This is a genomic window from Pseudomonas sp. JAI115 (assembly GCF_014200835.1).
GTDB classification, from domain to species: Bacteria; Pseudomonadota; Gammaproteobacteria; order Pseudomonadales; family Pseudomonadaceae; genus Aquipseudomonas; species Aquipseudomonas putida_A.
This window is the reverse complement of record NZ_JACHCY010000020.1, coordinates 16,334-39,586: the sequence shown is the minus strand read 5'-3', so window position 1 is coordinate 39,586 and position 23,253 is coordinate 16,334. Positions and strand designations below refer to the sequence as shown.

The following is a 23,253-nucleotide window of genomic DNA, read 5'->3' as shown; positions in this document are numbered from 1 at the left end:
TCAAATCAGCCCACGCTGAACCAGTTCCTGATGTGCCGAGAGCGGGTCTTCGGCCAGGATCAGATCAGCGATCTCAGGGGTTCTTACGGACAACTCGGTCTGGTGGATGCATACCGTTGGTCCGACGAGCATTTTTGCAGTGCCGATGCCATTCAGCAGTTTTGGCAGCTGCGCCAGATTCATCGCCTTGCTGGAATACAGCAGCACTCCCCGCGCTTGCAGATGATCGACCGCCAGCGCCAGCTCTCCGGCCGGTAGCGGCCAGTCGAACACTTGCACCGGGCAGTCGGCGCTGCTGATCAGCCACGCGCATAGCCACAGGTGAGGTTCCAGTGCCAGGTCCGAGTGATTGATCAGCAGCAACGGCGCAGCGTGTAATTGCCGATTGTTATGGTAGATGCGCGCGCCGAATTTGCTGCGTAACCAGGAATAAAAGAACACCCGTTCCATCTGTGCGCCGAACTGGCCTTGCCAGCGCTGCTCGAGTTCGGCCAGCAGCGGCAGGAGTAATTGCTCGCACAGGGTGCGTGGCGGGTACAGGGCCATGGCCTGGTTGATGCTATCGTCGAGGTTGCGCTCATTGAGCTGGATGACGTCGCCGAGCAAGGACTGGCGCTGCCGTTGCCAGTCGTTTTCCACCGTCTCGGTAAAGGCTTGCGGAGCATCGAGCAACGGTTTGACCTGACTGACAGCCACGCCTCGATTAAGCCAGGTCAGGATGGTCAGGATTCGTTGCACATGTTCGCTGGAATACAGGCGATGGCCCTTGGGCGTGCGCTGCGGCACGATCAACCCGTAACGGCGCTCCCAGGCGCGCAGGGTGATGGCGTTGACCCCGGTCTGCCGCGCCACTTCGCGGATCGGCAGCCAGCCCTCGTCGAGGGCTTTCTTGAAGTCGGCGCCGAGGTCTTCCTGGGCGCTGGTGTCGAGTTTATCGTTCATCAAATGGCGTTTCGCAGGCTGAGGTTTTCCGGATGCGGCTGCAAGTAAACCTGCCGCGCAATGTACGGATCCGGGTGTTGGCGAAAGTGGTGTTTGAGCAGAGTCAACGGCACCACCAGCGGCACGATGCCGTGGCGGTACTGGCCGATGACATGCTGCATTTCCTGTTTGTCTTCCGGGCTGATCGCCTGTTTCAGGTAGCCGCTGATGTGTTGCAGCACGTTGCTGTGGGTGCGGCGGGTAGCGCATTTCTTCAACGCGCTCATCAACTCGCTGAAATAGCGCGGGCCGAGTTCAACCGGATCGGTCTTGGCCATGTTGCCCAGCAGTTTGCCCAAGGCTTTGTATTGCTCAGGGTTGTGTGCCATCAGCAGGTATTTGTAGCGTGAGTGGAATTCGGTCAGTGCGCGGCGGCTCAAGCCTTGTTCGAGCACCTGCTGCCAGGCGCTGTAGGCGAGCACGCGGGTGATGAAGTTTTCCCGCAACACCGGATCGTTCAGGCGTCCGGCTTCTTCCACCGGCAGGTCAGGGTGCTGCGCACAGAACGCCTGAGCGTAGATGCCACGGCCGCCGCCGTTCACCGGCGCGCCGTTGGCGTGATAGACCTTGACCCGCTCCAGACCGCACGAAGGCGACTGCTGCATGAAGATATAGCCGCAGATGTCATTGAGCTCGCCGGCCATTTTCTGCCCGTAGGCTGCCAGTGGTTCGGTGACATTGATTTGCGGATTGACCGTACCGATAGCTTCAGGAGCATCGGGATCGCCAACCAGGCGGATCGGTTCGCGCGGGATGCCCAGGCCAATCGCGACTTCCGGACATACCGGCACGAATTCGAAATACTCGGCAAGGGTGCGGCTGCACAACCGCGATTCCTTGTGCCCGCCGTTGTAGCGCACTTCGGCGCCCATCAGGCAGGCGCTGATGGCGATTTTTGGCCGGGAAGCAGAAAGATCGGACATGCACACCTCGAATCTATTCCTGTACAGATATTTATCTCTGTACAACTTTTCCTCAGCATAGATTCATGCGTGTACAAGTCAACTCATTTGTATAAGTTTTTCCAGGTTTACCACGATCGACTGTGGGAGGCAGCATTGATGTTGAATGATGCGACGCCATCGCGAGCAGGCTCACTCCTACAGGATCTTTATTGCCAGCCCAGTAACCAGTGATCATTGTTCTTCAACGTCTGCCAATCGAGGCGTTCGGCGCGCTTGGTCAGCACCGCCTGCAACTCAATCTCCAGCACCGTGCCTTCCTCATCCCGGAACAGTTCGGTGACCAGAAAATGTTTTTCGCGGTTTTGCGGGTGGGCTGCTGTCCACTTCGACAGCAGCAATTTTTGCGGATTGATGCGATTCATTGCAGGTGTTCGTGCAAACGGCGTGCAGCTTCCTGGCCACTGAGCCAGGCCCCTTCGACACGCCCCGACAGGCACCAGTCGCCGCAGGCGTACAAGCCCAGATCGGCGTCGGCCAGCGTGCCCCATTCGTGGCCGGTCGCAGGGCGTGCGTAGAGCCAGCGGTGGGCGAGGCTGAAAGTCGGAGCGGGCATCGCGCTGTGCAGCAGTTCGGCGAATGCGCCGTGCAGTTGCTCGATGACCGCTTCCTTGGACAGGTCGATGTGTTGCCGACTCCAGGCGCTGCTGGCATGCAGCACCCAGGTGTCGCAGGTGGTATCGCGCCCCGGTTTACTGCGGTTGCGTGCCAGCCAGTCGATGGGACTGTCCTGCACGAAGCAACCTTCGATCGGTGTATCCAGTGGCGTATCGAAGGCGAGGGCAACGGCCCAGGTCGGGTCCATTTTCACCCCGGCGGCGGCGCCAGCGAGTTTTGGTGCGGCAGCCAGCAACGCCGTGGCTTGCGGCGCTGGCGTTGCAATCACCACGTGACTGAAAGGACCGTGGGTGAAGCCTTCGGCGTCCTGCAGGTGCCAGTGTTCTTCACCGCGAAACACCTCGGTGATACGGCAGGCGAAGTGCACTTCCAGACCGTCGAGCAAACCCCGGGTGATCGCGCTCATGCGTGGCGTGCCGACCCAGCGCGTCTGTTCGTCCGGCGACAGATTCAGTTGCCCGCCCTGAAAGGTGTAGAGCTGCGGCGTCCACTCGGCGACCCAGCCCAAGCTCTGCCAGCGTTGCACTTCGGTGACGAAACGCCGGTCGCGGGCGGTGAAGTATTGCGCGCCCATGTCCAGCGAACCGGCGTCGCTGCGTTTGCTCGACATGCGTCCGCCACTGCCGCGGCTTTTGTCGAAGAGCTGGACGGTGTGTCCGGCCTCTGTCAGCGCCTGCGCGGCGGAGAGTCCGGCGATGCCGGTGCCGATGATTGCGATAGGTACAGTCATAGGGGCCTCGTTTACCTTTCTGTACAGACTACGCCGTCAATGAAACCTGTACAATTTTGTTTTTTGGTATAACTTCTAGCGTTCTCGTTCTGACAGCTTGGCCTATGGTTAAACAATAGAGCCTGCCCGATAGAAAAGATCCCTGCTTATAAAAATAGACTAGTGATCCGGGTAAAACGCCACGCGAGGAAGATGTCATGCACATATTGCTGACCGGCGGTACTGGTTTGATAGGCCGTCAGCTCTGCCGACACTGGTCGGGGCAGGGCCATCAATTGACGGTGTGGAGTCGACGCCCGGAAAGGGTCGCGAAAATCTGTGGCGCGCAGGTGCGCGCGATTGCGCGTCTGGAAGACTTCGGCAACGCGCCGCTGGACGCGGTGGTCAATCTGGCCGGTGCACCGATCGCGGATCGGCCATGGACCCACCGGCGCAAGGCGTTGCTGTGGAGCAGCCGCATCACCCTCACCGAAACCCTGCTGGCCTGGCTGGAAACACGGCAGCAGAAACCGGCGTTGTTGATCTCCGGTTCGGCTGTTGGCTGGTACGGCGACGGCGGCGAACGCGAGCTGACCGAAGATTCGCCGCCAGTGATCGACGATTTTGCCAGTCAGTTGTGCATTGCCTGGGAGGAAACCGCCCAGCGTGCCGAAGGTCAGGGCATCCGCGTGGTGCTGGTGCGAACCGGGCTGGTGCTGTCGGCCGAGGGCGGCTTTTTGTCGCGGCTGTTGCTGCCGTTCAAACTCGGGTTGGGTGGGCCGCTGGGCAATGGTCGGCAATGGATGCCGTGGATTCACATCGATGATCAAATCGCCCTGATTGATTTTCTTCTGCACCGCGATCAGGCGAGCGGTCCTTATAATGCCTGCGCACCGAAACCGGTGCGCAATCGCGAGTTTGCCAAGACGCTGGGCAGTGTGCTGCACCGCCCGGCGTTCATGCCGATGCCGGCCCTGGCGCTGAAGGTCGGGCTTGGCGAAATGTCATTGCTGTTGCTGGGTGGCCAACGGGCCGTGCCGGCACGCTTGCTGGAAGCGGGTTTCACTTTCCAGTTCACGGATTTGCGCGCGGCTTTGGATGATCTCTCCGGCCGCCTTTGAAATAGGACGATGCATGACCGATCACGCCTTGCTTCTGGTCAACCTGGGTTCCCCGGCCTCCACCTCGGTGGCCGATGTACGCAGCTACCTCAATCAATTTCTGATGGACCCGTATGTGATCGACCTGCCGTGGCCGGTGCGGCGGCTGCTGGTGTCGCTGATCCTGATCAAGCGCCCTGAGCAATCGGCCCATGCCTACGCTTCGATCTGGTGGGAGGAGGGTTCGCCGCTGGTGGTGCTCAGCCGTCGTCTGCAGCAGCAGATGACCAACCAGTGGACCCACGGCCCGGTGGAGCTGGCCATGCGTTATGGCGAGCCGTCGATTGAAACCAAGTTGCTGCAACTGGTGGCGGCGGGGCACAAGCGCATCACGCTGGCACCGCTTTATCCACAGTTCGCCGACAGCACCACGACTACGGTGATCGAAGAAGCCAAGCGGGTGATTCGCGAGAACAAACTCGATGTGCAGCTTTCAGTGTTGCAACCGTTTTACGATCAGCCGGAATACATCGACGCGCTGGTCGCCAGCGCCACCCCGCATTTGCAGCAGGACTACGATCATTTGCTGCTGAGCTTCCATGGTTTGCCGGAGCGGCATCTGACCAAGCTCGATCCGACTGGCAATCACTGCTTGAAAAACGCGGATTGCTGCAAGAACGCTTCGCCGGCAGTCCTGGCCACCTGTTACCGCGCCCAGTGCATGCGCACCGCCGCAGAGTTCGCCAAGCGCGCGGGCATTGCCGATGGCAAATGGTCGGTGTCGTTTCAGTCGCGTCTGGGGCGGGCGAAGTGGATCGAACCCTACACTGAAGCGCGGCTGGACGAGTTGGCGCAAAGCGGGGTGAAGAAGATTCTGGTGATGTGCCCGGCGTTTGTCGCCGATTGCATCGAGACGCTGGAAGAGATCGGTGATCGCGGCAAGGAACAGTTCCGCGAAGCGGGGGGCGAGGAGCTGGTGCTGGTGCCGTGCCTGAATGACGACCCGCAATGGGCGAAGGCGTTGGCAACCCTGTGCGAGAGAGCGCCGTTAGCCCTCTGAAAGCATCGCGAGCAGGCTCGCTCCCACAGGGGATCTTCAGCGCACCGAAGATCAATGTGGGAGCGAGCCTGCTCGCGAAAGCTATCTGTCAGACAATAAAGATCTAAAGCCTTAGATCAGCGGCTCATCCGCCTTCTTGTTCTTCCAGCCATCATTGCCCGGCAGAATCAGGTTCAGCGCAATCGCCACCACCGCGCACAGCGCGATGCCTTTGAGGCCGAAGTCGTCCGGGCCAGTGCCGGTGCCGACCAGCACACCGCCGATACCGAACACCAGGGTCACCGACACGATCACCAGATTGCGTGCCTCACCGAGGTCGATCTTGTGACGGATCAAAGTGTTCATCCCCACTGCCGCGATCGAGCCGAACAGCAGGCACAGAATCCCGCCCATCACCGGCACCGGAATGCTTTGCAGCAGCGCGCCGAACTTGCCGATGAACGCCAGGGTGATGGCGAAGATCGCCGCCCAGGTCATGATTTTCGGGTTGTAGTTCTTGGTCAGCATCACCGCGCCGGTCACTTCGGCGTAGGTGGTGTTCGGCGGGCCGCCAAACAGACCGGCCGCCGTGGTGGCGATGCCGTCACCGAGCAGGGTGCGATGCAGGCCAGGCTTTTTCAGGTAGTCACGACCGGTCACGCTGCCGACTGCGATCACGCCACCGATGTGCTCAATGGCCGGAGCCAGCGCCACGGGAACGATGAACAGGATCGCCTGCCAGTTGAACTCGGGTGCGGTGAAGTGCGGCAGGGCGAACCATGGCGCCGCCGCAATCTTCGCGGTATCGACCACGCCGAAATAGAACGACATGGCAAAACCGACCAGCACCCCGGAAATGATCGGCACCAGACGGAAGATGCCTTTACCGAACACCGCCACGATCAACGTGGTCAGCAGGGCCGGCATCGAGATCATCATCGCGGTCTGGTAGTGGATCAGCTCGGAACCGTCACCCGCCTTGCCCATCGCCATGTTCGCGGCAATCGGCGCCATGGCCAGACCGATCGAGATGATCACCGGACCAATCACCACTGGCGGCAGCAGCCGGTCAATGAAACCGGTGCCTTTGATTTTCACGGCGAGGCCGAGGAAGGTGTAGACGAAACCGGCCGCCATCACACCGCCCATGGTCGCGGCGAGGCCGAACTGGCCCTTGGCGAGAATGATCGGGGTGATGAAGGCAAAGCTCGACGCCAGAAACACCGGCACCTGACGCCCGGTGACGATCTGGAACAGGATCGTCCCCAGACCCGCGGTAAACAGTGCCACGTTCGGGTCAAGACCCGTGATCAGCGGCATCAGCACCAGGGCGCCGAAAGCCACGAACAGCATCTGGGCGCCGGACAGCACCGTGCGCCAGAGCGGATCGTTGAACTCTTGCTGCATGCTCACGCGTCCTTCTGCTTGGTACCGAAGATCTTGTCACCGGCATCGCCAAGCCCTGGGATGATGTAACCGTGTTCGTTCAGACGCTCATCGATGGAAGCGGTGTAGATGGTCACGTCCGGGTGAGCCTGTTCCACAGCAGCAATGCCTTCCGGTGCGGCCACCAGCACCATTGCGCGGATGTCCTTGCAACCGGCTTTCTTCAGCAGATCGATGGTCGCGACCATGGAGCTGCCGGTGGCGAGCATCGGGTCGATGATCATCGCCAGCCGTTCGTCGATTTCCGGAACCAGTTTTTCCAGATAAGTGTGTGCTTGCAGGGTTTCTTCATTGCGGGCAACGCCCACAGCGGAAACCTTGGCACCCGGGATCAGGCTCAGCACGCCTTCGAGCATGCCGATGCCGGCGCGCAGGATCGGCACGACGGTGATCTTCTTGCCGGCGATTTTTTCCACCGACACAGTGCCGCACCAACCGGCGATATCGTAGGATTCGAGCGGCAGATCTTTTGTAGCTTCATAGGTCAACAGGGCGCCGACTTCCTGAGCAAGCTCACGGAAATTCTTGGTGCTGATATCGGCGCGGCGCATCAGGCCGAGTTTATGGCGGATCAGCGGGTGGCGGATCTCGAGGATGGGCATGGAAAAACTCCGGCGGCGGGCAAAAAAACCGGCCTAGATTAATCTATCCGAGGGTGATGTCCTATAGGACATTGAGTACGTTAGTCCATTAAGGCTTGATTCGACCTCACGGGATGCGTACCTTTGCCCGCTTTTCCGAAAACATCCCCCTGGAGAGCGCCATGTCCGCTGATCTCGAGCATATCCGTCAAATCATGCGAGAGGCTGACTGCCTGTACACCGAATCTGAAGTCGAGGCCGCCATCGCCCGCGTCGGTGCACAAATCAACGAACAACTGGCCGATAGCAACCCGGTGGTGTTCTGCGTGATGAACGGCGGCCTGATCTTCTCCGGCAAACTGCTGACTCACCTGCAATTCCCGCTGGAAGCGTCCTACCTGCACGCGACCCGTTATCGCAACGAAACCAGCGGCGGCGACCTGTTCTGGAAAGCCAAGCCGGAAGTCTCGTTCATCGACCGCGACGTGCTGATCATCGACGACATCCTCGACGAAGGTCACACCCTGGGCGCGATCATCGACTTCTGCAAACACGCCGGCGCACGCAAAGTGCACACCGCCGTGCTGATCGACAAGGATCACGACCGCAAGGCGCGTCCTGATCTGAAGGCAGACTTCGTCGGCCTGCCGTGCATTGACCGCTACATCTTCGGTTACGGCATGGACTACAAAGGCTACTGGCGCAACGCCAACGGGATCTTTGCCGTTAAAGGCATGTAAGACCCCGCGCTATCCCTTGTGGGAGCGAGCCTGCTCGCGAAAGCGGTCTGTCAGCAATGTTGATGTTGACTGATACGACGCTATCGCGAGCAGGCTCGCTCCCACAGTTGTTTTGTGTGTGCTGATCCATCCGCGTTCCCCATGCTAGAGTGCTCGGCCCCGCCCCCGGAGCCTGTCATGAGCCTCTTGATCCGCAGCATTGCCGCCCTGTTGCTGACCCTCAGCCTGCCTCTGGCCGCCGCCCCGGCACCGATGCACAGTCAATTCCTGCCGCCGGACGACCTGACCCTGCGCGATGCCGAACCCGAGCAGCAACAACTGCTGCAGGTCACCGATTATTCGGTGGTGGTCGGCGCACAACGCCAGTCCAATCAGCAGCCGATTCCGGTCACGTCGCCGCTGATGATTCGCCTCAAGGGTAAGTCGCTGAACAAGGGCGCAACCATCGCCCAGGTGCTGGTCAATTTCGATGGCGAAAGCAAAAGCCTGAAAAAACCGGCTTATGACGACAAGAGCAAAACCCTGACCCTGTTTTACCCGCTGGCCCAGTACCGGGTGGTGATCGATTTGCTGCGCAACGACACCGTGTATGTACAGTTCCTCAGTTACGCCAACGGCCACATCTGGGCCGATCTGCACACCGGGGCCGTTCGTTCGCGTTGAGCCTGGTGGCTGGGCAGGGGTAAACTGCCCGCCCCGTGTAATGTCTGCGAGCTGGAGTCGGCAATGCGTAAAGATAAGAAACAGGTGATTGGTGACGAGATCGGCGATGAGCAGATCAAGCTGTTCCTCGATTTTGAACCGGTCGATGCCACTTCGCCGTCGCTGCACAAACTGATCAAGGCCTACCGTGGCCTGCGCATCGACGATTTCGAGCGCTTCCTGACGTTCTTCGTGGCTGCCGGTTACGACGTGGATGGCAAGGACGAGCACGGCAAGACCTTCGTTGACCTGATCGCCGATCAGCGCAATGCCCCGGACTATATCGAACTGATCGAAAAATCCCGCGCCTAACACCATCCCTGTGGCGAGGGAGCTTGCTCCCGCCGGGCTGCGCAGCGGCCCCAAACTCTTGTGAGCGCTGCGCACTCAAGCGGGAGCAAGCTCCCTCGCCACAGAGGTCAGTGTTTCAAATACTGGCCATAAAAAAAACGCCCCGCACTCACTGAGTACGGGGCGTTTTTTTATGCCGCAAGATCAAGCGAAGCTTGGGGTCTCGCTGCTTTCTTCAACCAGTTCCAGCGCGATGTTGTTCTGCGTGTTGATCTTGCGATACAGCGCAGCATCGGTTTCCAGAACCTTCTCGCGGGCCGGGAAGATCTCCGCCAGTTTGGCCGCCCACTCACCCTTGGCCTTGGCCGGGAAGCATTTCTCGATCAGCTCGAGCATGATCGAAACGGTTACCGAAGCACCTGGCGAAGCGCCGAGCAGGGCGGCGAGGGAGCCGTCTTTCGCCGCGACCAGTTCGGTACCAAACTGCAGGATGCCACCTTTTTTCGGGTCTTTCTTGATGATCTGTACCCGTTGGCCGGCCACTTCCAGACGCCAGTCCTCGGCTTTCGCCTCAGGGTAGAAGCGACGCAGCGATTCCAGGCGCTGCTCCATCGATTGCATCACTTCGCTGACCAGGTACTTGGTCAGGTCCATATTGTTTTTCGCCACCGCCAGCATCGGTCCGATGTTGCCGACGCGCACCGACAGCGGCAGGTCCATGAAGGAACCGTGCTTGAGGAACTTGGTGGTGAAACCGGCGTATGGCCCGAACAGCAGGGATTTCTTGCCGTCGACCACGCGGGTGTCCAGGTGCGGCACCGACATTGGTGGCGAACCGACGGCGGCCTGGCTGTAGACCTTGGCCTGGTGGTGCTTGACCACTTCCGGGTTGTCGCAACGCAGCCATTGCCCGCTGATCGGGAAGCCGCCGAAGCCTTTGCTTTCTTCGATGCCCGAAGCCTGCAGCAATGGCAGAGCCGCGCCGCCAGCGCCGAGGAAGACGAACTTGGCGTCGACTTCACGGCTGGCGCCGCTGTTGACGTCCTTGATGCTGACGGTCCAGCCGGCGCCGTTACGCTTGAGGCCGGTGACGCGCTTGCAGTATTTGACCTGGGTGTCCGGTGCGCTGGTCAGGTGCTTGAGCAACTGATTGGTCAGAGCGCCGAAGTTGACGTCGGTGCCATTCATCACGCGGGTGGCGGCCAGGACTTCATCCGGCGAGCGGCCCGGCATCATCAGCGGCATCCACTCGGCCATCTTGGCCTTGTCTTCGGTGTATTCCATGTCGGAGAAGGCGTGGTGCTTGTGCAGCACGTTGAAGCGTTCCTTGAGGAACGACACGCCTTTGTCACCCTGAACGAAGCTCAGGTGCGGCACCGGGCTGATGAAGGATTTGCACGAGCCGAAGGTGCCTTTCTTGGTCAAGTACGACCAGAACTGTTTGGACACTTCGAACTGGGTGTTGATGTGCACGGCTTTCTTGATATCGACGCTGCCGTCGGCTGCCTGCGGCGTGTAGTTCAGCTCGCACAGGCCGGCGTGGCCGGTACCGGCGTTGTTCCACGGGTTGGAACTCTCCGCAGCACCGGAATCCATCAACTCGACGACTTCCAGCTTGATCGCCGGGTCGAGCTCTTTGAGCAGTACTGCCAGGGTGGCACTCATGATGCCCGCCCCAACCAGAACTACGTCGACTGCTTCGTTATGCGCCATTTAACGCGTCTCCAAAATCTGCAGCACCAAATTGTCGGCATGGCTGCCAGGGAGTGACGGGGCAGGTCAGTTGCGCCCCGGATACCCATGGTCAGGTTCGTCATGTCCGAATCTTCGCAATTTTTCGCAACTTCGACGGATGCATGCGGCCTGGCTTCAAGAGCTCCATGAACTCATTTCAGCACGCGGCTGGCAATTCGACTTATGGTCGAGACATCCGTTTTTGTGCAACCAAATCCGTAGCGGACAGGCTTCAGGCTCCGATGTTCGAGGTATACCCGGTCCTGTGTCGTTGGGCTGTTTCAGACGCTAATGGTGCATGTTCAGACGCAAAACTTTTCATTTGCTCGCCACACTCTTGTGAAGTTGTGAAAACCCGTTTTTTTCACGCTCTTTTGAAGACGTGAACCTCAAAAAAGGGCTGTCCAGGCCTGGCACCCTGCCCGCAAGGGCAAAACAACGCGGTGGCCGAGCGTCATGACAGCTCTGCAGATTCGGGAAAAGCGGGGTTTTTGCCGGAAGAACAGGCAAGCGCGCCAACTTCACTCGATCTGTGTGGGCGGCTCTCTGTGGGCGATTTGGGTGTCGATGCATGCGCATTGACGGTGTTGCGGGGCCCGATCAGGAGACGTCCTTATAATCGGGGGGAGATTGTATCGAAGAAATGCGGGCAGTTGCTCGTGTTTAATGACTTTTATTAGGCATCCGGTCAGATGCTCAACATCGCTTGCACGCGTGCGCGGGGCTGCGACGGTATGACGCGGGCGCTGGCGGGCAGAGGCTGGTGCAACCAGTTGAGACGGATTTCTTCGATTTCCACCCAGCCATCGCCCATCGGCTGCAGGCTGCACTGCTTGAATGCCTGGCAATGACCGTTGCGATCGAGCAGGGCAAAGCTGCGGTGCAGTGGGCGTGGGGCGAACAACGAGATCAGATAGCGCATGGCCGAGTACCTTGTTGGAGGACTGGTTTGAAGCTTGCCGGGCGGCCGTGACGCCAACGTGTATGGGCGGTGAATAATCTGTGACAGGAACCGCATTCCCACGGCTGGGTCAGACATTTGAGTATTCACTGTCGGGTGCTGGTGACCCGCAGTGGCCCACCGCTATACTGCCGGCCTGTTTGTGCCTGATTCTGGAGAAAAGAGCATGTTGCAACGCCTGTTGTTCGGTTTGATCACTGTGACCAGTTTGACCCTGGTTGGCTGCGCCCACAGCCCGCAACAACTGAGCCCGGAACCGAAGCTGACCACGCAGTTGGCCCCGGTCGGCCATGGCCAGCAAGTGGTGGTGCGTGTGGTTGACGGTCGTCCGTCGCCAACTCTCGGCACCCGCGGCGGCCTGTACCCGGAAACCAGCGCCATCACCGTGCAGCGCGAGCAGATCCTGCCCAAGTTGCAGGCGCAGGCTGAAGCCGCCGTACGTCTGCTCGGCTTCACCCCGACCAGCAACGGGATGAACGCGCCGCAACTGACCGTGACCCTGACCGAGCTGAAGTACCAGTCGCCGAAAGAAGGCATGTACGTGACCGAAGCCACCATCGGCGCGACCTTCCGCTCCGACGTGCAGAGTGGCAACCGTCGCTACAGCGGCCGCTACGGCGCTTCGCTGGACCAGCGTTTCGGCATGGCGCCGAACCAGGAAACCAACACCAAGCTGGTCAGCGACGTGTTGAGCGATGCGTTGACTCGCCTGTTCAAGGACCCGACCGTGGGTCAGATCCTCGCCGAGTAAGCTGTGCGGTTGATGTGAAAAAGCCCGGCGCCAGTGATGGCTCCGGGCTTTTTTGTGGCCACACAATTTATCTGAATACTCATACAACTGTGGGAGGGGGCAGGCGTGTGTCAGGCGGCCTGGGAGTAGAAGTCGAGCACGCTGACACCCGTCAGCAAATCCGTCTCCGGCAAATCCGCATGCTGATGCCCGCCGAGGGCGCAATACACCAGCCAGTGGCGATCCTGAACATTGAAGGCGAGGCTGCCGACGAGGCTTTGTTGTTCGTCGGTCGGGGTGATGAGGTACAGGCGATCCTGGTTTTCGGCGTGCAGCATGTCGCGTTCCATGTGTGTTTCGAGGCGCGCATGGTGGCCGATGTAAATGACGATGCCGTGACACAGGACAGCCATCGGTCGATTGTCAGGTTATTTGTCGCAAAGGGTAGGGCGGTGGCGGAGTGTTTCGGTAGAATCCGCGCCGCAGTCGTCGATCGGGCGTCTGCCACACCGATTCAGTTCCGAGGTCTGTGATGTCGCTGCACTTGATGACGCTGTTTACCGCCCATCCCGCCAAATTGATCAACCTGCTGGCGCTGGCACTGGCCTTCCCGGGCAGTTGGCTGCTGCACGCGACCCGCCGTCGTGAACAACGCGCCATGGCCAGCATCGCCGCGCAACGCCAGGCTCAACCGAATGCCGAGCCGATTCTGGATTGGGCGACGTTGCGCATGAACCGCTTTTTCTACCGCTTCGGTTTTGCCTGCCTTGGCCTGGCCCTGATCGTCTCATGGATCAGCACGCGCTTCTGAAGCGAATGCAAAACCTTGTGGCGAGGGGATTTATCCCCGATGGCCTGCGCAGCAGGCCCATGATTATTCAGGCAGAATCCTGGGGCCGCTTCGCGACCCATCGGGGATAAATCCCCTCGCCACAGGGGCTCCGCTATGCCTGTTTACAACGGCAACCCAGCCTTCACCCGGTACTGATTGCGCACCGGCGTCGCATATTGCAGCACCAGATACGGACGGTGCTCTTCAGGGCAGGCGTCCAGGCGGCGCTGCCATTCTTCCTGCGCCTTGGCCAGCTCATCGGCCGGAAACACTTCGGCAGCCTTCGGCACGTTCAATTGCGGATCGGCATCGGCCCACTGCGCGTATGCCAGGTAATGCACCGGGAACAGGCGATAACCGCCGAGAATCTGCTTGTCCATCTCGACCGCCAATTGCTTGGTGTCTTCGAACAGCTCGGTGATCGGCGCAGCGAAGTTCACGTGCACCCGGCCCTTATAACCGGTGATGCCCTTGGCAATGCTCACGTCATCCTCGCCCGGCGCCTTGGCGTAGGTGCCGGTGGTGGCGCGGATGTACAACTCGCGGGCCTTGGCCTGGTCGCACGGGTCGTATTCGTAGCTGATCGACACCGGGGTCAGGTTCAGCGACTGAATCACTTCGCCGAACGGCTCGTCCTTGCGGCTCATGTGGAACATCTTGAGGATCGCCGACTCGGTACGGTCGTCGCCATCCTTCGCCCGGCCTTCAGCCTGCGCGATCCAGATCGAGGCGCAATCGTTGCGGATCGAGTGGTTGATGTACGCCGACAGCAATTGATACGCCGCCATCTTCTCGCGGCGCCCGGTGATCGAACGATGCACGATAAAACTCTTGTTCAGGCGCATCAGGTCGCTGACGAAAGGCTTTTGCAGCAGGTTGTCGCCGATCGCAATGCGCGGGGTCGGCAGGCCGGCGTGGTACACCGCATAGTTGACGAAGGCCGGGTCCATCACGATGTCGCGGTGGTTGGCGATGAACAGGTAGGCGCTGCCGGACTTGAATTGCTCGACACCGGTGTAGGTCACGCCATCAGTGGCGCGCTCGATGGTGTGGTCGACGTAGAACTCGACTTTGTCCTGCAAAGTGGCCACGGAGGTCACGTCGGCAAACTCACGACGCAGCCGATGGGCTATAAGTGGTTTGAGCATCCAGCCGAAGGCACCGGCAAAACGCGGGAAGCGGAAGTGGGTGAGGATATCTAGAAACGCCTTGTCGCCGAGCAGTCTTGCCAGTACCGCAGGTACTTCGCTGTCGTCGTAAGGTCGGATGGCATCGAATTCGCCCATCATGCTCTCTTGTTGGAAACGGCTAGGGTAAGTAAAGGTTTTGATCGAAAACCAACGGGGCACGGTCTGAAAAGGTAGCCAGACAAAAATAGCCCTGCAAATAGACCGGCGATTATACGCACAAGTCACCTGGGAGACCGCGATGCTGGAAAGCGCACTGTATGAATGTCCGTATTGTGGTGAAGAGGTCGATACGACGGTGGACCTGTCCGCAGGCGATCAGACCTACATCGAGGACTGTCAGGTGTGTTGTCGACCGATTACGTTTGTCTTGCAGGTGCATGGCGAGGATTGGTTTCTGGAAGTCTTCAGCGAAAACGAGTGAGGGGCGCCCATGCAGCGAATCTACGAGCCGGAAAACCTGATGGAAGGCGAGATGCTCAAGGGCATGCTCGCCAGTGAAGGCATCGAGGCGCATCTGGTGGGTCGCGATCTGCTCGGTGGCACCGGTGAATTGCCGATCTTCGGCCTGCTGGGACTGTCGGTCGAAAACGATCAGGCCGAATACGCCCGCGAACTGATCACCGCGTACAATGCCGCGCTGCCGCTGCCCGGCGATGAACCGGAGAGCTTCCCCGGGACGCTGGTCTGTTAGGCTGGTGTTCGTTTTATTTCTGAGTCGTGTTGCCCCATGTGTGGACGTTATGCCCTGTTTCGCTGGAATCGCGATTTCGCGGCCCTGCCCGGATTTCCCGCCGATCAGCAGGCGCAGTGGAACATTTCCCCCAATGATTCGGTGTTGATGCTGCGTGCCGAGGCTGACGGCCAACGCACGCTGGCCCGCGCCCGCTGGGGCCTGACGCCGCCGTGGCTGACCGATCTGTCGAAAACACCGGCGCATGCCCGGGCCGAAACAGTGGCCGAGCAACCGATGTTCCGCGAGGCGCTGCGCCTGCGCCGCTGTCTGCTGCCGGCCAACGGTTTCTACGAATGGCGCGGCAACCTGCGCAAGCGCCCGTACTGGCTGACGCCGGGGGAGGGCTCGTCGCTGTTTTTCGCGGCGATCTGGGAGGCCTATCCGGTGCAGGAGCAGGTGTGGCTGAGCACCGCCGTCATCACGCAGCCGGCGGCCAGTCAGCGCCGACCGTTGATTCTCGATGAGGCGGGGCAGGCGGCCTGGCTCGATCCCGCGACGCCGTTGCATGTGCTTCAGGGCTTGCTCGCCAGTGAGCCGGCGGCATTGCGCGAGCGGGTGCTGGCGAATCTGGTCAATGATCCGAAGCTCAATGGGCCGGAATGCCTGACCCCGGGTTAAGTCAAAAGCCCCTCACCCTAACCCTCTCCCTGAGGGAGAGGGGACTGATTGGGGGGATATTGACGAAATATACCGACTTGAACGCTCAGCTTTGAATCCATAATCGACTGGTTATTTCAGGTCGATGTATGACGGGAGACAACTCGGTCAGTCCCCTCTCCCTCTGGGAGAGGGTTAGGGTGAGGGGCTTTTCGCTTTTCAGACCTTGAACTGATTGATCAGCCGCCGCTGCTGCTCCGCCAATTTAGTCAGACCCGCACTGGCCGAACTCGACTCATCCGCACCGCCCGCCACTTCATTCGCCACCTGACCGATATTGATCACGTTACGGTTGATGTCATCGGCCACTGCGCTCTGTTCTTCCGCCGCACTGGCAATCTGCGTATTCATGTCATTGATCACCGACACCGCCTGAGTAATTGTCTCCAGCGCTTCAGCCGCTTTCGCCGCGTGCTGCACGCTTTCGTCGGTGCGGTTCTGGCTGTCCTCCATGACCCGCACCACATCGCGGGTGCCCTGTTGCAGCTGCTGGATCATGCTCTGGATTTCTTCGGTGGCCTTCTGGGTCTTCTGTGCCAGATTGCGCACCTCGTCCGCCACCACCGCAAAGCCGCGCCCTTGTTCGCCGGCCCGCGCCGCTTCGATTGCTGCGTTCAGCGCCAGCAGGTTGGTCTGCTCGGCGATCCCGCGAATCGCGATGAGGATCGCGTTGATGTTTTCGCTGTCCTTGGCCAGCGTCTGCACCACCTCCACCGCTTTGCCGATTTCCACCGCCAGTACGCCAATCGAGTTCGACGTATCACGGACGATCTGCATGCCTTGGCCGGCAGCCTGATCCGCGTGGCTGGCGGCTTGCGCAGCCTGAGTGGCGTTGCGGGCCACGTCTTGCGCGGTGGCGGTCATCTCCTGCACCGCCGTGGCAACCTGATCGATCTCGGCCATCTGTTTCTGAATGCCGATGTTGGTGCGAATCGCGATGTCGGCAGTGTGTTCCGAGGAATCGCTGACGCTCTGCACTGACGTCACCACCTGCGTGATCATCGCCTGCAACTTGGCGAGGAAGGTGTTGAAGCCCTTGGCAATCGAGCCGAGCTCATCGCTGCGATCACTGCTCAAGCGGCGGGTCAGGTCGCCTTCACCTTTGGCGATGTCATCGAGCATGGCGACCATTTGCTTCAGGGGCCGGGCGATGCCATGACCCACCAGCCAGATCACCAACAAACCGATGGCGGCGATGATCAGGCCGACCATGGCCATGCCGAAGGTGTCGGACTTGCGTTGTGCATCAAGGTCGGCCTGGAGTTTTTGCAGATCCGCCATCACCGCGTTCAACGGCAGTTGCAGCATCAAGGTCCAGCGCGCGTCGGTCTGGCCGATGCCGAACGGCAGGTACAGCTCGATGCGGCCCTTGTCCTTGTTGACCGAGTAGGTGACTTCGCCGCGTTTGAGATTGGCCATGTTGGCGATCTGCTCGGCGTCGAGAATGTCGCTGACCTTTTCACCGAATTTGCTGGTGTCCTTGGTGTAGGCAACGATCCGGCCGTTGCCGCCGATCAGAGCCATTTGCCCGGCGCCGCTGTACAACTTCTGGTTGGCGCCGAGGAGCATGTCCTGGATGAAGTTCACCGACAGGTCGGCGCCGACGATGCCCTGGAATGCGCCGTTGAGCATGATCGGTTCAATGAACGAGGCGAGCATCACGACCTTGTCGCCGACTTTGTACGGCGCCGGATCGATCACGCAGGGCTTTTTCGTTTCCTTGGAGCAGAGGTAGTACTCACTGGCGCGTACCCCGGTGGACAGGGTTTTCTGATCGTCGACATCGGCCAGTTTGTCCACGCCCAGACTGCCGTCGGTATTGCGGAACCACCACGGCAGGAAGCGTCCGTTGGCGGGATCGATACCGGTCACGGCGCTGCCGACGTAGGCCGCGTCATTGTGGTCCAGGGCGTTTTTTTCCCAGCCGATGTAGGTGCCGAGAATCTTCGGGTTCTGCTCGACGTTCTCCTTGATCAGGCTGATCAGTTGCTCGCGGCTGACGCTCAGGCGCGGCTGGCCGTCGGCGCCCGGTGTGCCGAGCAGCGCGTTGACCCGCACCAGTCCGCCGGCAATCAGCAACGGTGCTTCGAGTTCGCGCTGGATCTGGCTGACCTGGGTCTGCGCCAGCGAGGTCAGGCGTTGTTCGATGACTTGCTCGAACTGCGCCTGGGTGCGCTGTTGCACCATTTCCTGGGTGCGGGCGCCGGAGAACAGCGCGTACAGCACCAGCGCAGCAACCACGCTGAGGACGATGGCGCCGGCCAGGGCGGCGACGGAAAACTGGATCGACTTGAACTTCATGGGAGCTCCGCACGCAAGAGGACGTCTGCGCTGTTGTATCGGCAGCAGGCATGGCGCCATGAGCGTTGAGCGGAACAAAGGGCGGAGGATGTCGCAAATGGATCGGTGCGCGACGCAGCGGCAGCAGACTTGCCGGTTGCTGTGAATTTTTTACGACAACAGCGGTGGGAAACTTCCGAAAGACGCTGCAACACGTCTGTTGTATCTGGCGCCGATACAATTCACCCCCTACGATACGCGGCAGGTTTTCAGGGAGCTTTTGAATGAACAAGACATTGGTTGTAAGTGCACTGAGCGCAGCGCTGTTGCTGGCCGGTTGTCAGTCGGTCAACACCACCAGCGGCGGAGCCGTCGGTGTGGAGCGCAAGCAGTACATGTTCAGCATGCTGTCCTCGCAAGAGGTCGACCAGATGTATGCCCAGTCCTACCAGAAGACCGTCGGCGAGGCGTCGAGCAAAGGCGTGCTGGACAAGACCAGCCCGGAGGCCAAGCGGGTTCAGGCGATTGCCAACCGGCTGATCGCCCAGGCACCGAACTTTCGTCCGGATGCGGCGCAGTGGCAGTGGGAAGTCAATCTGATCAAGAGCGACGAGCTCAACGCCAACTGCGGGCCTGGCGGCAAGATCATTTTCTACACCGGGCTGATCGACAGCCTGAAGCTGACCGACGATGAAATCGCGGCGGTCATGGGCCATGAAATCGCCCACGCCCTGCGCGAACACGGTCGTGAAGCGATGTCCAAGGCCTATGGCATTGAAATGGCCAAGCAGGGTGCCGGTGCGTTGCTCGGTCTGGGTCAGGACAGCCTGGCGCTGGCCGACACCGTGGCCAATTACGGCATGACCTTGCCCAACAGCCGCGCCAACGAAAACGAAGCCGACCTGATCGGTCTGGAACTGGCCGCCCGCGCCGGCTACAACCCGAATGCGGCGATCACTTTGTGGAACAAGATGAGCAAGGCTTCGGAAGGCGCACCGCCGGAGTTCATGAGCACCCACCCGGCCTCGTCCAGCCGGATCGCCTCGCTGCAGGCAGCGATTCCGAAGGTGATGCCGTTGTACGAGAAAGCGCCGAAATCCTGATGGTTTTGCCGCAAGGCTGATGGCCCCTTCGCGAGCAGGCTCGCTCCCACCTTTGGAATGCATTCCACTGTGGGAGCGAGCCTGCTCGCGAAGAACGATAACTCGGTCTACCGACTTACGGGGTTAAATCCAGCCACTGCTCTGCATCGCCTTGTACACCGCCACGATCGCCAGAATGAAGAACGCCGAAGCGGCCAGGCGACGGATCAGGGTCAGCGGCAGTTTCTCCGCAGCAAAATTACCCGCCAATACCACCGGCACGTTGGCAATCAGCATGCCCGCCGTGGTGCCGATGATCACCAGCCACAGCTCAGGGTATTGCGCCGCCAGCATCACGGTGGCGATCTGCGTCTTGTCACCGATTTCCGCGAGGAAAAACGCGATCAGCGTGGTCAGGAAGGGGCCGAACTTGCGTGCGGTGCTGGCTTCATCGTCGTCCATCTTGTCCGGGACCAGCGTCCACAGCGCAGTGGCGGTGAAGCTCGCGGCAAGAATCCAGTGCAGCACCGAATCGGAGAAAAAGCTGCCGAACCAGGCGCCTACCGCACCGGCTGCCGCGTGGTTGGCCAGGGTCGCAGCGACGATACCGGCAATGATCGGCCAGGGTTTGCGAAAGCGAGCGGCGAGAATCAGCGCGAGCAGTTGCGTCTTGTCGCCGATTTCGGCCAAGGCAACAATTGCGGTGGGAACGAGTAACGAGTCCAGCATCAGGATTTTCCTAAGGGGCGGGTCGACACGGCTATGACACGTACAGCCTTCCCGCCCCGGGTAAGGTGTGCGTGTCATAGGTCTTGTCAAACCCTGCGATCCGTCTGGTGCGGACGCTTGGGTCGCATACGCCATGATCTGAGGATCAAGTATGTTGACGTATGCCGGACGAGCTTGGCGCTCGTGGGAGACTACTCCCCTAGGACGGAGCGGATTCTGCCTTCGCAAAACCGATAGAGCAAGAACAAATTTTCAGCCACGCTTGGCCCGGTAAATCCGGAAACCATTGCCTTCGGCCTTGATCGCGCACACGCCCAGATGCTCTTCGATCAGCGGCTGATACTTCAGGAAGCTGTTCGCAACCAGGCGTAGTTCGCCACCGTTTTTCAGATGTTTGGCCGCTTTTCGCAGCAAGTTCTCGGTGGCGAAATAATCGGTGTGCACGCCGACATGGAACGGGGGGTTGCTCAGAATCGCGTTCAAACCCATCGGTGCAGCGTCGATACCGTCACCGGTCAGCACTTCGGCGTCCAGACCGTTGGCCGCTAAAGTCAGGCGACTGCTGGCGGCGGCGAAGGCATCGACGTCGAGCAGGGTCACCTGATTGTGCGGATAACGCCGTTTGACCGCCGCGCCCAACACCCCGGCGCCACAACCGAAATCCAGCAGATGACCGCTCGGCAGTTTGTCCAGATGCTCCAGCAGCAGGGCGCTGCCGCGGTCCAGTCGACCATGGCTGAACACGCCCGGCAGGCTGATGACTTTAAGCGGGCCTTCGGCCAGCGGCAGCTCATAAGTCTGCGCCAGGCTTTCCAGCGATTTTGCTTCAGGCGCGTTGGCCACGGTGACCTGCCACAGTTGGCAGTGACGGGCGCTGTCGAGTTTGCGCGGCTTGCCGAACGGGTTGAGCTGCTTGGACGCACCCTCGATACCGCTGCGTTTTTCCCCGACCAGAAACACCTCGCGCCCGGGCAGACGTGCGGCCACCGCGTTGAGGATGTAATCGGTCAGATCCTTGGACTTGGGCAAAAACACCACGGCGCTGTCGAACTCGCGCTCCGGCACGTTTACGCCGAAATGGCTGCGACCTTCGAAGCGCGCATCGAGAGCGGCCTGATCGCCGGCATGCCAGCACCAGCCGAACGCATTGGGCAGGCGCCCGAGCAGATCGTCGGCAGGCAAACCGGCCAACAACAGCGAACCCTGGAATAACTCGGCCTGACGAAGCAGTACTTCACTGCGCGGATCCATAACTGCTCCCTGGAAAAAAAGTGCCGTAGTTTATCAACTGACGACCCGCAGCGCTGTACCGCTGAAGAATGCCTGGGCGTTTTCGGTCAATTGGCTGACGATGCGCTGCCGTGCTTCGCGACTGCCCCAGGCGTTGTGCGGGGTGACGATCAGCCGTGGAATATCGGCCGCCAGCAGCGGATTGCCGTTGACCGGCGGTTCGACACTGAGCACATCGGTCGCCGCACCGCCGAGGTGACCGTTGCGCAACGCGTCGGCCAAGGCTTGCTCGTCGATCAAACCACCGCGAGCGGTGTTGACCACAAAGGCGCCGGGTTTCATCGCCGCCAGCTCGCGGGCGCCGATGAAGTGCCGGGTGTGTTCGTTGAGCGGACAGTGCAGGGTCAGGGCGTCGATCCGCGGCAGCAGTTCGTTCAGTGGCAGACGGTCCGGCCGCGCCGGGCGGCCCGGAATCTGTCCGAGCAATACACGCATGCCAAATGCTTCGGCCAGTCGCGCGACCGCACCGCCGAGTTCGCCATGACCAAGCAGGCCGAGGGTTTTGCCCTCCAGTTCGACGATCGGATAGTCGAGCAGGCAGAACTGTCTGGCCTGCTGCCAGCGACCTTCGCCGACCGCTTTTTGATAATCCGCGAGGCGGGTGGCGAGGTTGAGCAGCAGCATGATCGTGTGTTGCGCCACCGACGGCGTGCCGTAACCCTGACAGTTGCACACGGTGATGCCGTGGGCGCGAGCCGCGTCCAGATCGACATTGTTGGTGCCGGTGGCGGTGATCAGGATCAGTTGCAGATCCGGGTTGGCGGCCATCGTGGCGGCATCAATGCGGATCTTGTTGGTGATCGCCACGCTGGCCCCGTGCAGGCGTTCGGCGACTTGATCAGGCGCAGTCTGGGCGAACAGTTGCAGGTCGCTGAAGCAGGCGCGCAACGGGCTGAGGTCGAGATCGCCGAGATCCAGTGACGGGTGATCGAGGAATACGGCGCGGCGCGGGTTCGTCATCAACTGTACCTTTTGTGCTTGGAACGGAAGGCGTAATCTGCCGAGCCTACCAGATGAAACAAAACGTTACGCAGTGCCCGAGGTGCTCACAAAACCTGTGGGAGCGGGCTTGCTCGCGAAGAGGGCGTGTCAGACCCATAAAGGTTGCCTGACACAACGCCATTCGCGAGCAAGCCCGCTCCCACAGGGGAAAAGCATTCAGGCGATGTGTTCAAGCTGATGATCACCCCCAGAGGAGCCCCCATGTACTGGACCGAGTTCTTGACCGTTGCACTGATCCACCTGCTGGCCGTGGCCAGCCCCGGCCCGGACTTTGCCGTGGTGGTGCGCGAGAGCGTGACCCATGGTCGTCGCGCCGGCACCTGGACCGCACTGGGCGTGGGCACGGCGATTTTCCTGCATGTGGGTTATTCGCTGCTCGGCATCGGCCTGATCGTGTCGCAGTCGATCGTGCTGTTCAACGCCTTGAAATGGGCCGCCGCCGCGTACCTGCTGTACATCGGCTTCAAGGCCTTGCGCGCGCAGCCGGCGAAAACCGTTACCGATGATCTGCACAAAGAGGCCGGCGTACGCACGGCGCGCGGCGCGTTCACCTCGGGCTTCGTCACCAACGGCCTGAACCCGAAAGCCACGCTGTTCTTCCTGTCGCTGTTCACTGTGGTGATCAACCCGCACACGCCGCTGGCGGTGCAGGCGGGTTATGGGGTTTACCTGGCCGTTGCGACCGCGTTCTGGTTCTGTCTGGTGGCGATGCTGTTCAGTCAGCAACGTGTACGTGCCGGTTTTGCCCGCATGGGCCATTGGTTCGACCGCACCATGGGCGCGTTGCTGATCGCTCTCGGCGTGAAAATCGCGTTTACCGAGATGCATTGATCTCAGAACCGCGACTTAAAACTGTGGGAGCGA

Annotated in this window: 26 protein-coding genes, 1 pseudogene and 1 riboswitch; of the genes and pseudogenes, 12 read left to right on the top strand and 15 right to left on the bottom strand. The window is 60.5% G+C overall.

Annotated elements, in window-relative coordinates; genetic code table 11:
* The 4 genes from HDC30_RS27030 to HDC30_RS27015 all read right to left on the bottom strand — a co-directional run bounded on the left by HDC30_RS27030 (position 1) and on the right by HDC30_RS27015 (position 3,291).
* The gene (locus HDC30_RS27030) at positions 1–942 is read right to left on the bottom strand and encodes a MerR family transcriptional regulator (RefSeq protein ID WP_027612222.1); all 942 of its coding nucleotides are present in this window, start codon (positions 940–942) and stop codon (positions 1–3) included.
* Positions 942–1,904, bottom strand: a complete 963-nt coding sequence (locus HDC30_RS27025; protein WP_027612221.1) for a DUF523 and DUF1722 domain-containing protein — start codon at positions 1,902–1,904, stop codon at positions 942–944. The genes HDC30_RS27030 and HDC30_RS27025 overlap by 1 nt, the downstream gene beginning before the upstream one ends.
* 188 nt (positions 1,905–2,092) lie before the next feature.
* Entirely contained in the window at positions 2,093–2,308 is a 216-nt protein-coding gene (locus tag HDC30_RS27020; RefSeq protein ID WP_027612220.1) for a TIGR02450 family Trp-rich protein, read from the bottom strand.
* Positions 2,305–3,291 carry an NAD(P)/FAD-dependent oxidoreductase gene (locus HDC30_RS27015; protein WP_007967686.1) on the bottom strand — a complete coding sequence of 329 codons (987 nt, stop codon included), beginning with the start codon at positions 3,289–3,291 and terminating at the stop codon, positions 2,305–2,307. Before HDC30_RS27015 ends, HDC30_RS27020 begins: the two co-directional genes overlap by 4 nt.
* A gap of 197 nt (positions 3,292–3,488) precedes the next feature.
* Between HDC30_RS27015 and HDC30_RS27010 the strand changes: the two genes are divergently transcribed.
* Complete coding sequence (locus HDC30_RS27010) at positions 3,489–4,391, top strand: TIGR01777 family oxidoreductase (protein ID WP_183785902.1); 903 nt, start codon at positions 3,489–3,491, stop codon at positions 4,389–4,391.
* Positions 4,392–4,404: 13 nt separating this feature from the next.
* Positions 4,405–5,430: a ferrochelatase gene (gene hemH, locus HDC30_RS27005; RefSeq protein WP_183785900.1), complete on the top strand. Its 1,026-nt coding sequence runs from the start codon at positions 4,405–4,407 to the stop codon at positions 5,428–5,430.
* 111 nt (positions 5,431–5,541) lie between these two features.
* Here the strand turns inward: hemH and HDC30_RS27000 are convergent, their stop codons facing one another.
* A complete protein-coding gene (locus HDC30_RS27000) occupies positions 5,542–6,816 on the bottom strand; it encodes a uracil-xanthine permease family protein (RefSeq protein WP_003228120.1) in 1,275 nt (424 codons plus the stop codon).
* 2 nt (positions 6,817–6,818) lie between these two features.
* Positions 6,819–7,457: a uracil phosphoribosyltransferase gene (gene upp, locus HDC30_RS26995; RefSeq protein ID WP_003228118.1), complete on the bottom strand. Its 639-nt coding sequence runs from the start codon at positions 7,455–7,457 to the stop codon at positions 6,819–6,821.
* A gap of 161 nt (positions 7,458–7,618) precedes the next feature.
* Here upp and HDC30_RS26990 point away from each other — a divergent pair, with 161 nt between their 5' ends.
* The 3 genes from HDC30_RS26990 (at position 7,619) to HDC30_RS26980 (ending at position 9,190) form a co-directional block, all read left to right on the top strand.
* Positions 7,619–8,176: a hypoxanthine-guanine phosphoribosyltransferase gene (locus HDC30_RS26990; protein WP_016987197.1), complete on the top strand. Its 558-nt coding sequence runs from the start codon at positions 7,619–7,621 to the stop codon at positions 8,174–8,176.
* A gap of 177 nt (positions 8,177–8,353) precedes the next feature.
* The gene (locus HDC30_RS26985; RefSeq protein WP_183785898.1) at positions 8,354–8,839 is read left to right on the top strand and encodes a hypothetical protein; all 486 of its coding nucleotides are present in this window, start codon (positions 8,354–8,356) and stop codon (positions 8,837–8,839) included.
* Between the two features lie 63 nt (positions 8,840–8,902).
* Positions 8,903–9,190, top strand: coding sequence for a PA4642 family protein (locus HDC30_RS26980; protein ID WP_096797272.1), 288 nt, complete (start codon positions 8,903–8,905; stop codon positions 9,188–9,190).
* Positions 9,191–9,373: 183 nt separating this feature from the next.
* Here HDC30_RS26980 and mqo read toward each other — a convergent pair whose 3' ends face one another.
* Both mqo and HDC30_RS26970 read right to left on the bottom strand, forming a co-directional pair.
* Positions 9,374–10,882 carry a malate dehydrogenase (quinone) gene (gene mqo, locus HDC30_RS26975; RefSeq protein WP_183785896.1) on the bottom strand — a complete coding sequence of 503 codons (1,509 nt, stop codon included), beginning with the start codon at positions 10,880–10,882 and terminating at the stop codon, positions 9,374–9,376.
* A gap of 709 nt (positions 10,883–11,591) precedes the next feature.
* Positions 11,592–11,825 carry a hypothetical protein gene (locus tag HDC30_RS26970; protein ID WP_003228102.1) on the bottom strand — a complete coding sequence of 78 codons (234 nt, stop codon included), beginning with the start codon at positions 11,823–11,825 and terminating at the stop codon, positions 11,592–11,594.
* A gap of 205 nt (positions 11,826–12,030) precedes the next feature.
* Between HDC30_RS26970 and HDC30_RS26965 the strand changes: the two genes are divergently transcribed.
* Positions 12,031–12,615, top strand: coding sequence for a YajG family lipoprotein (locus HDC30_RS26965; protein ID WP_003228101.1), 585 nt, complete (start codon positions 12,031–12,033; stop codon positions 12,613–12,615).
* A 110-nt stretch (positions 12,616–12,725) separates the two neighbouring features.
* Here HDC30_RS26965 and HDC30_RS26960 read toward each other — a convergent pair whose 3' ends face one another.
* Positions 12,726–12,932 (bottom strand): hypothetical protein, encoded by a 207-nt coding sequence (locus HDC30_RS26960; RefSeq protein WP_027612213.1) that lies wholly within the window; start codon positions 12,930–12,932, stop codon positions 12,726–12,728.
* A gap of 194 nt (positions 12,933–13,126) precedes the next feature.
* Between HDC30_RS26960 and HDC30_RS26955 the strand changes: the two genes are divergently transcribed.
* Positions 13,127–13,405, top strand: a complete 279-nt coding sequence (locus HDC30_RS26955; RefSeq protein ID WP_007967709.1) for a hypothetical protein — start codon at positions 13,127–13,129, stop codon at positions 13,403–13,405.
* Between the two features lie 143 nt (positions 13,406–13,548).
* Here the strand turns inward: HDC30_RS26955 and HDC30_RS26950 are convergent, their stop codons facing one another.
* Positions 13,549–14,712, bottom strand: coding sequence for a 1-acyl-sn-glycerol-3-phosphate acyltransferase (locus HDC30_RS26950; RefSeq protein ID WP_171061843.1), 1,164 nt, complete (start codon positions 14,710–14,712; stop codon positions 13,549–13,551).
* 142 nt (positions 14,713–14,854) lie between these two features.
* Here HDC30_RS26950 and HDC30_RS26945 point away from each other — a divergent pair, with 142 nt between their 5' ends.
* The 3 genes from HDC30_RS26945 to HDC30_RS26935 are packed head-to-tail and all read left to right on the top strand — an operon-like array spanning position 14,855 to position 15,967.
* Positions 14,855–15,037 (top strand): CPXCG motif-containing cysteine-rich protein, encoded by a 183-nt coding sequence (locus tag HDC30_RS26945; RefSeq protein WP_183785894.1) that lies wholly within the window; start codon positions 14,855–14,857, stop codon positions 15,035–15,037.
* A gap of 9 nt (positions 15,038–15,046) precedes the next feature.
* The gene (locus HDC30_RS26940; RefSeq protein ID WP_003228093.1) at positions 15,047–15,307 is read left to right on the top strand and encodes a putative signal transducing protein; all 261 of its coding nucleotides are present in this window, start codon (positions 15,047–15,049) and stop codon (positions 15,305–15,307) included.
* Positions 15,308–15,343: 36 nt separating this feature from the next.
* Positions 15,344–15,967, top strand: coding sequence for an SOS response-associated peptidase (locus HDC30_RS26935; protein ID WP_047599203.1), 624 nt, complete (start codon positions 15,344–15,346; stop codon positions 15,965–15,967).
* Positions 15,968–16,165: 198 nt separating this feature from the next.
* On the opposite strand, the gene HDC30_RS29655 is transcribed toward HDC30_RS26935, so the two are convergent.
* Entirely contained in the window at positions 16,166–16,909 is a 744-nt protein-coding gene (locus HDC30_RS29655; RefSeq protein WP_371917797.1) for a methyl-accepting chemotaxis protein, read from the bottom strand.
* Between the two features lie 111 nt (positions 16,910–17,020).
* Positions 17,021–17,218, bottom strand: a pseudogene (locus HDC30_RS29650) (HAMP domain-containing protein); the annotation flags it as partial.
* A 1,352-nt stretch (positions 17,219–18,570) separates the two neighbouring features.
* On the opposite strand from HDC30_RS29650, the gene HDC30_RS26925 reads away from it, so the two are divergent.
* Entirely contained in the window at positions 18,571–19,389 is an 819-nt protein-coding gene (locus HDC30_RS26925) for a M48 family metallopeptidase (RefSeq protein ID WP_027612207.1), read from the top strand.
* A gap of 123 nt (positions 19,390–19,512) precedes the next feature.
* Here HDC30_RS26925 and HDC30_RS26920 read toward each other — a convergent pair whose 3' ends face one another.
* The 3 genes from HDC30_RS26920 to HDC30_RS26910 all read right to left on the bottom strand — a co-directional run bounded on the left by HDC30_RS26920 (position 19,513) and on the right by HDC30_RS26910 (position 22,347).
* A complete protein-coding gene (locus tag HDC30_RS26920; protein WP_003228090.1) occupies positions 19,513–20,097 on the bottom strand; it encodes a TMEM165/GDT1 family protein in 585 nt (194 codons plus the stop codon).
* 89 nt (positions 20,098–20,186) lie between these two features.
* A riboswitch (yybP-ykoY riboswitch) is annotated at positions 20,187–20,309 on the bottom strand.
* Positions 20,310–20,349: 40 nt separating this feature from the next.
* A complete protein-coding gene (locus tag HDC30_RS26915; RefSeq protein ID WP_027612205.1) occupies positions 20,350–21,348 on the bottom strand; it encodes a class I SAM-dependent methyltransferase in 999 nt (332 codons plus the stop codon).
* 33 nt (positions 21,349–21,381) lie between these two features.
* Entirely contained in the window at positions 21,382–22,347 is a 966-nt protein-coding gene (locus tag HDC30_RS26910) for a 2-hydroxyacid dehydrogenase (RefSeq protein ID WP_183785890.1), read from the bottom strand.
* Positions 22,348–22,590: 243 nt separating this feature from the next.
* Between HDC30_RS26910 and HDC30_RS26905 the strand changes: the two genes are divergently transcribed.
* A complete protein-coding gene (locus HDC30_RS26905) occupies positions 22,591–23,220 on the top strand; it encodes a LysE family translocator (protein ID WP_183785888.1) in 630 nt (209 codons plus the stop codon).
* Positions 23,221–23,253 lie beyond the last annotated feature (33 nt).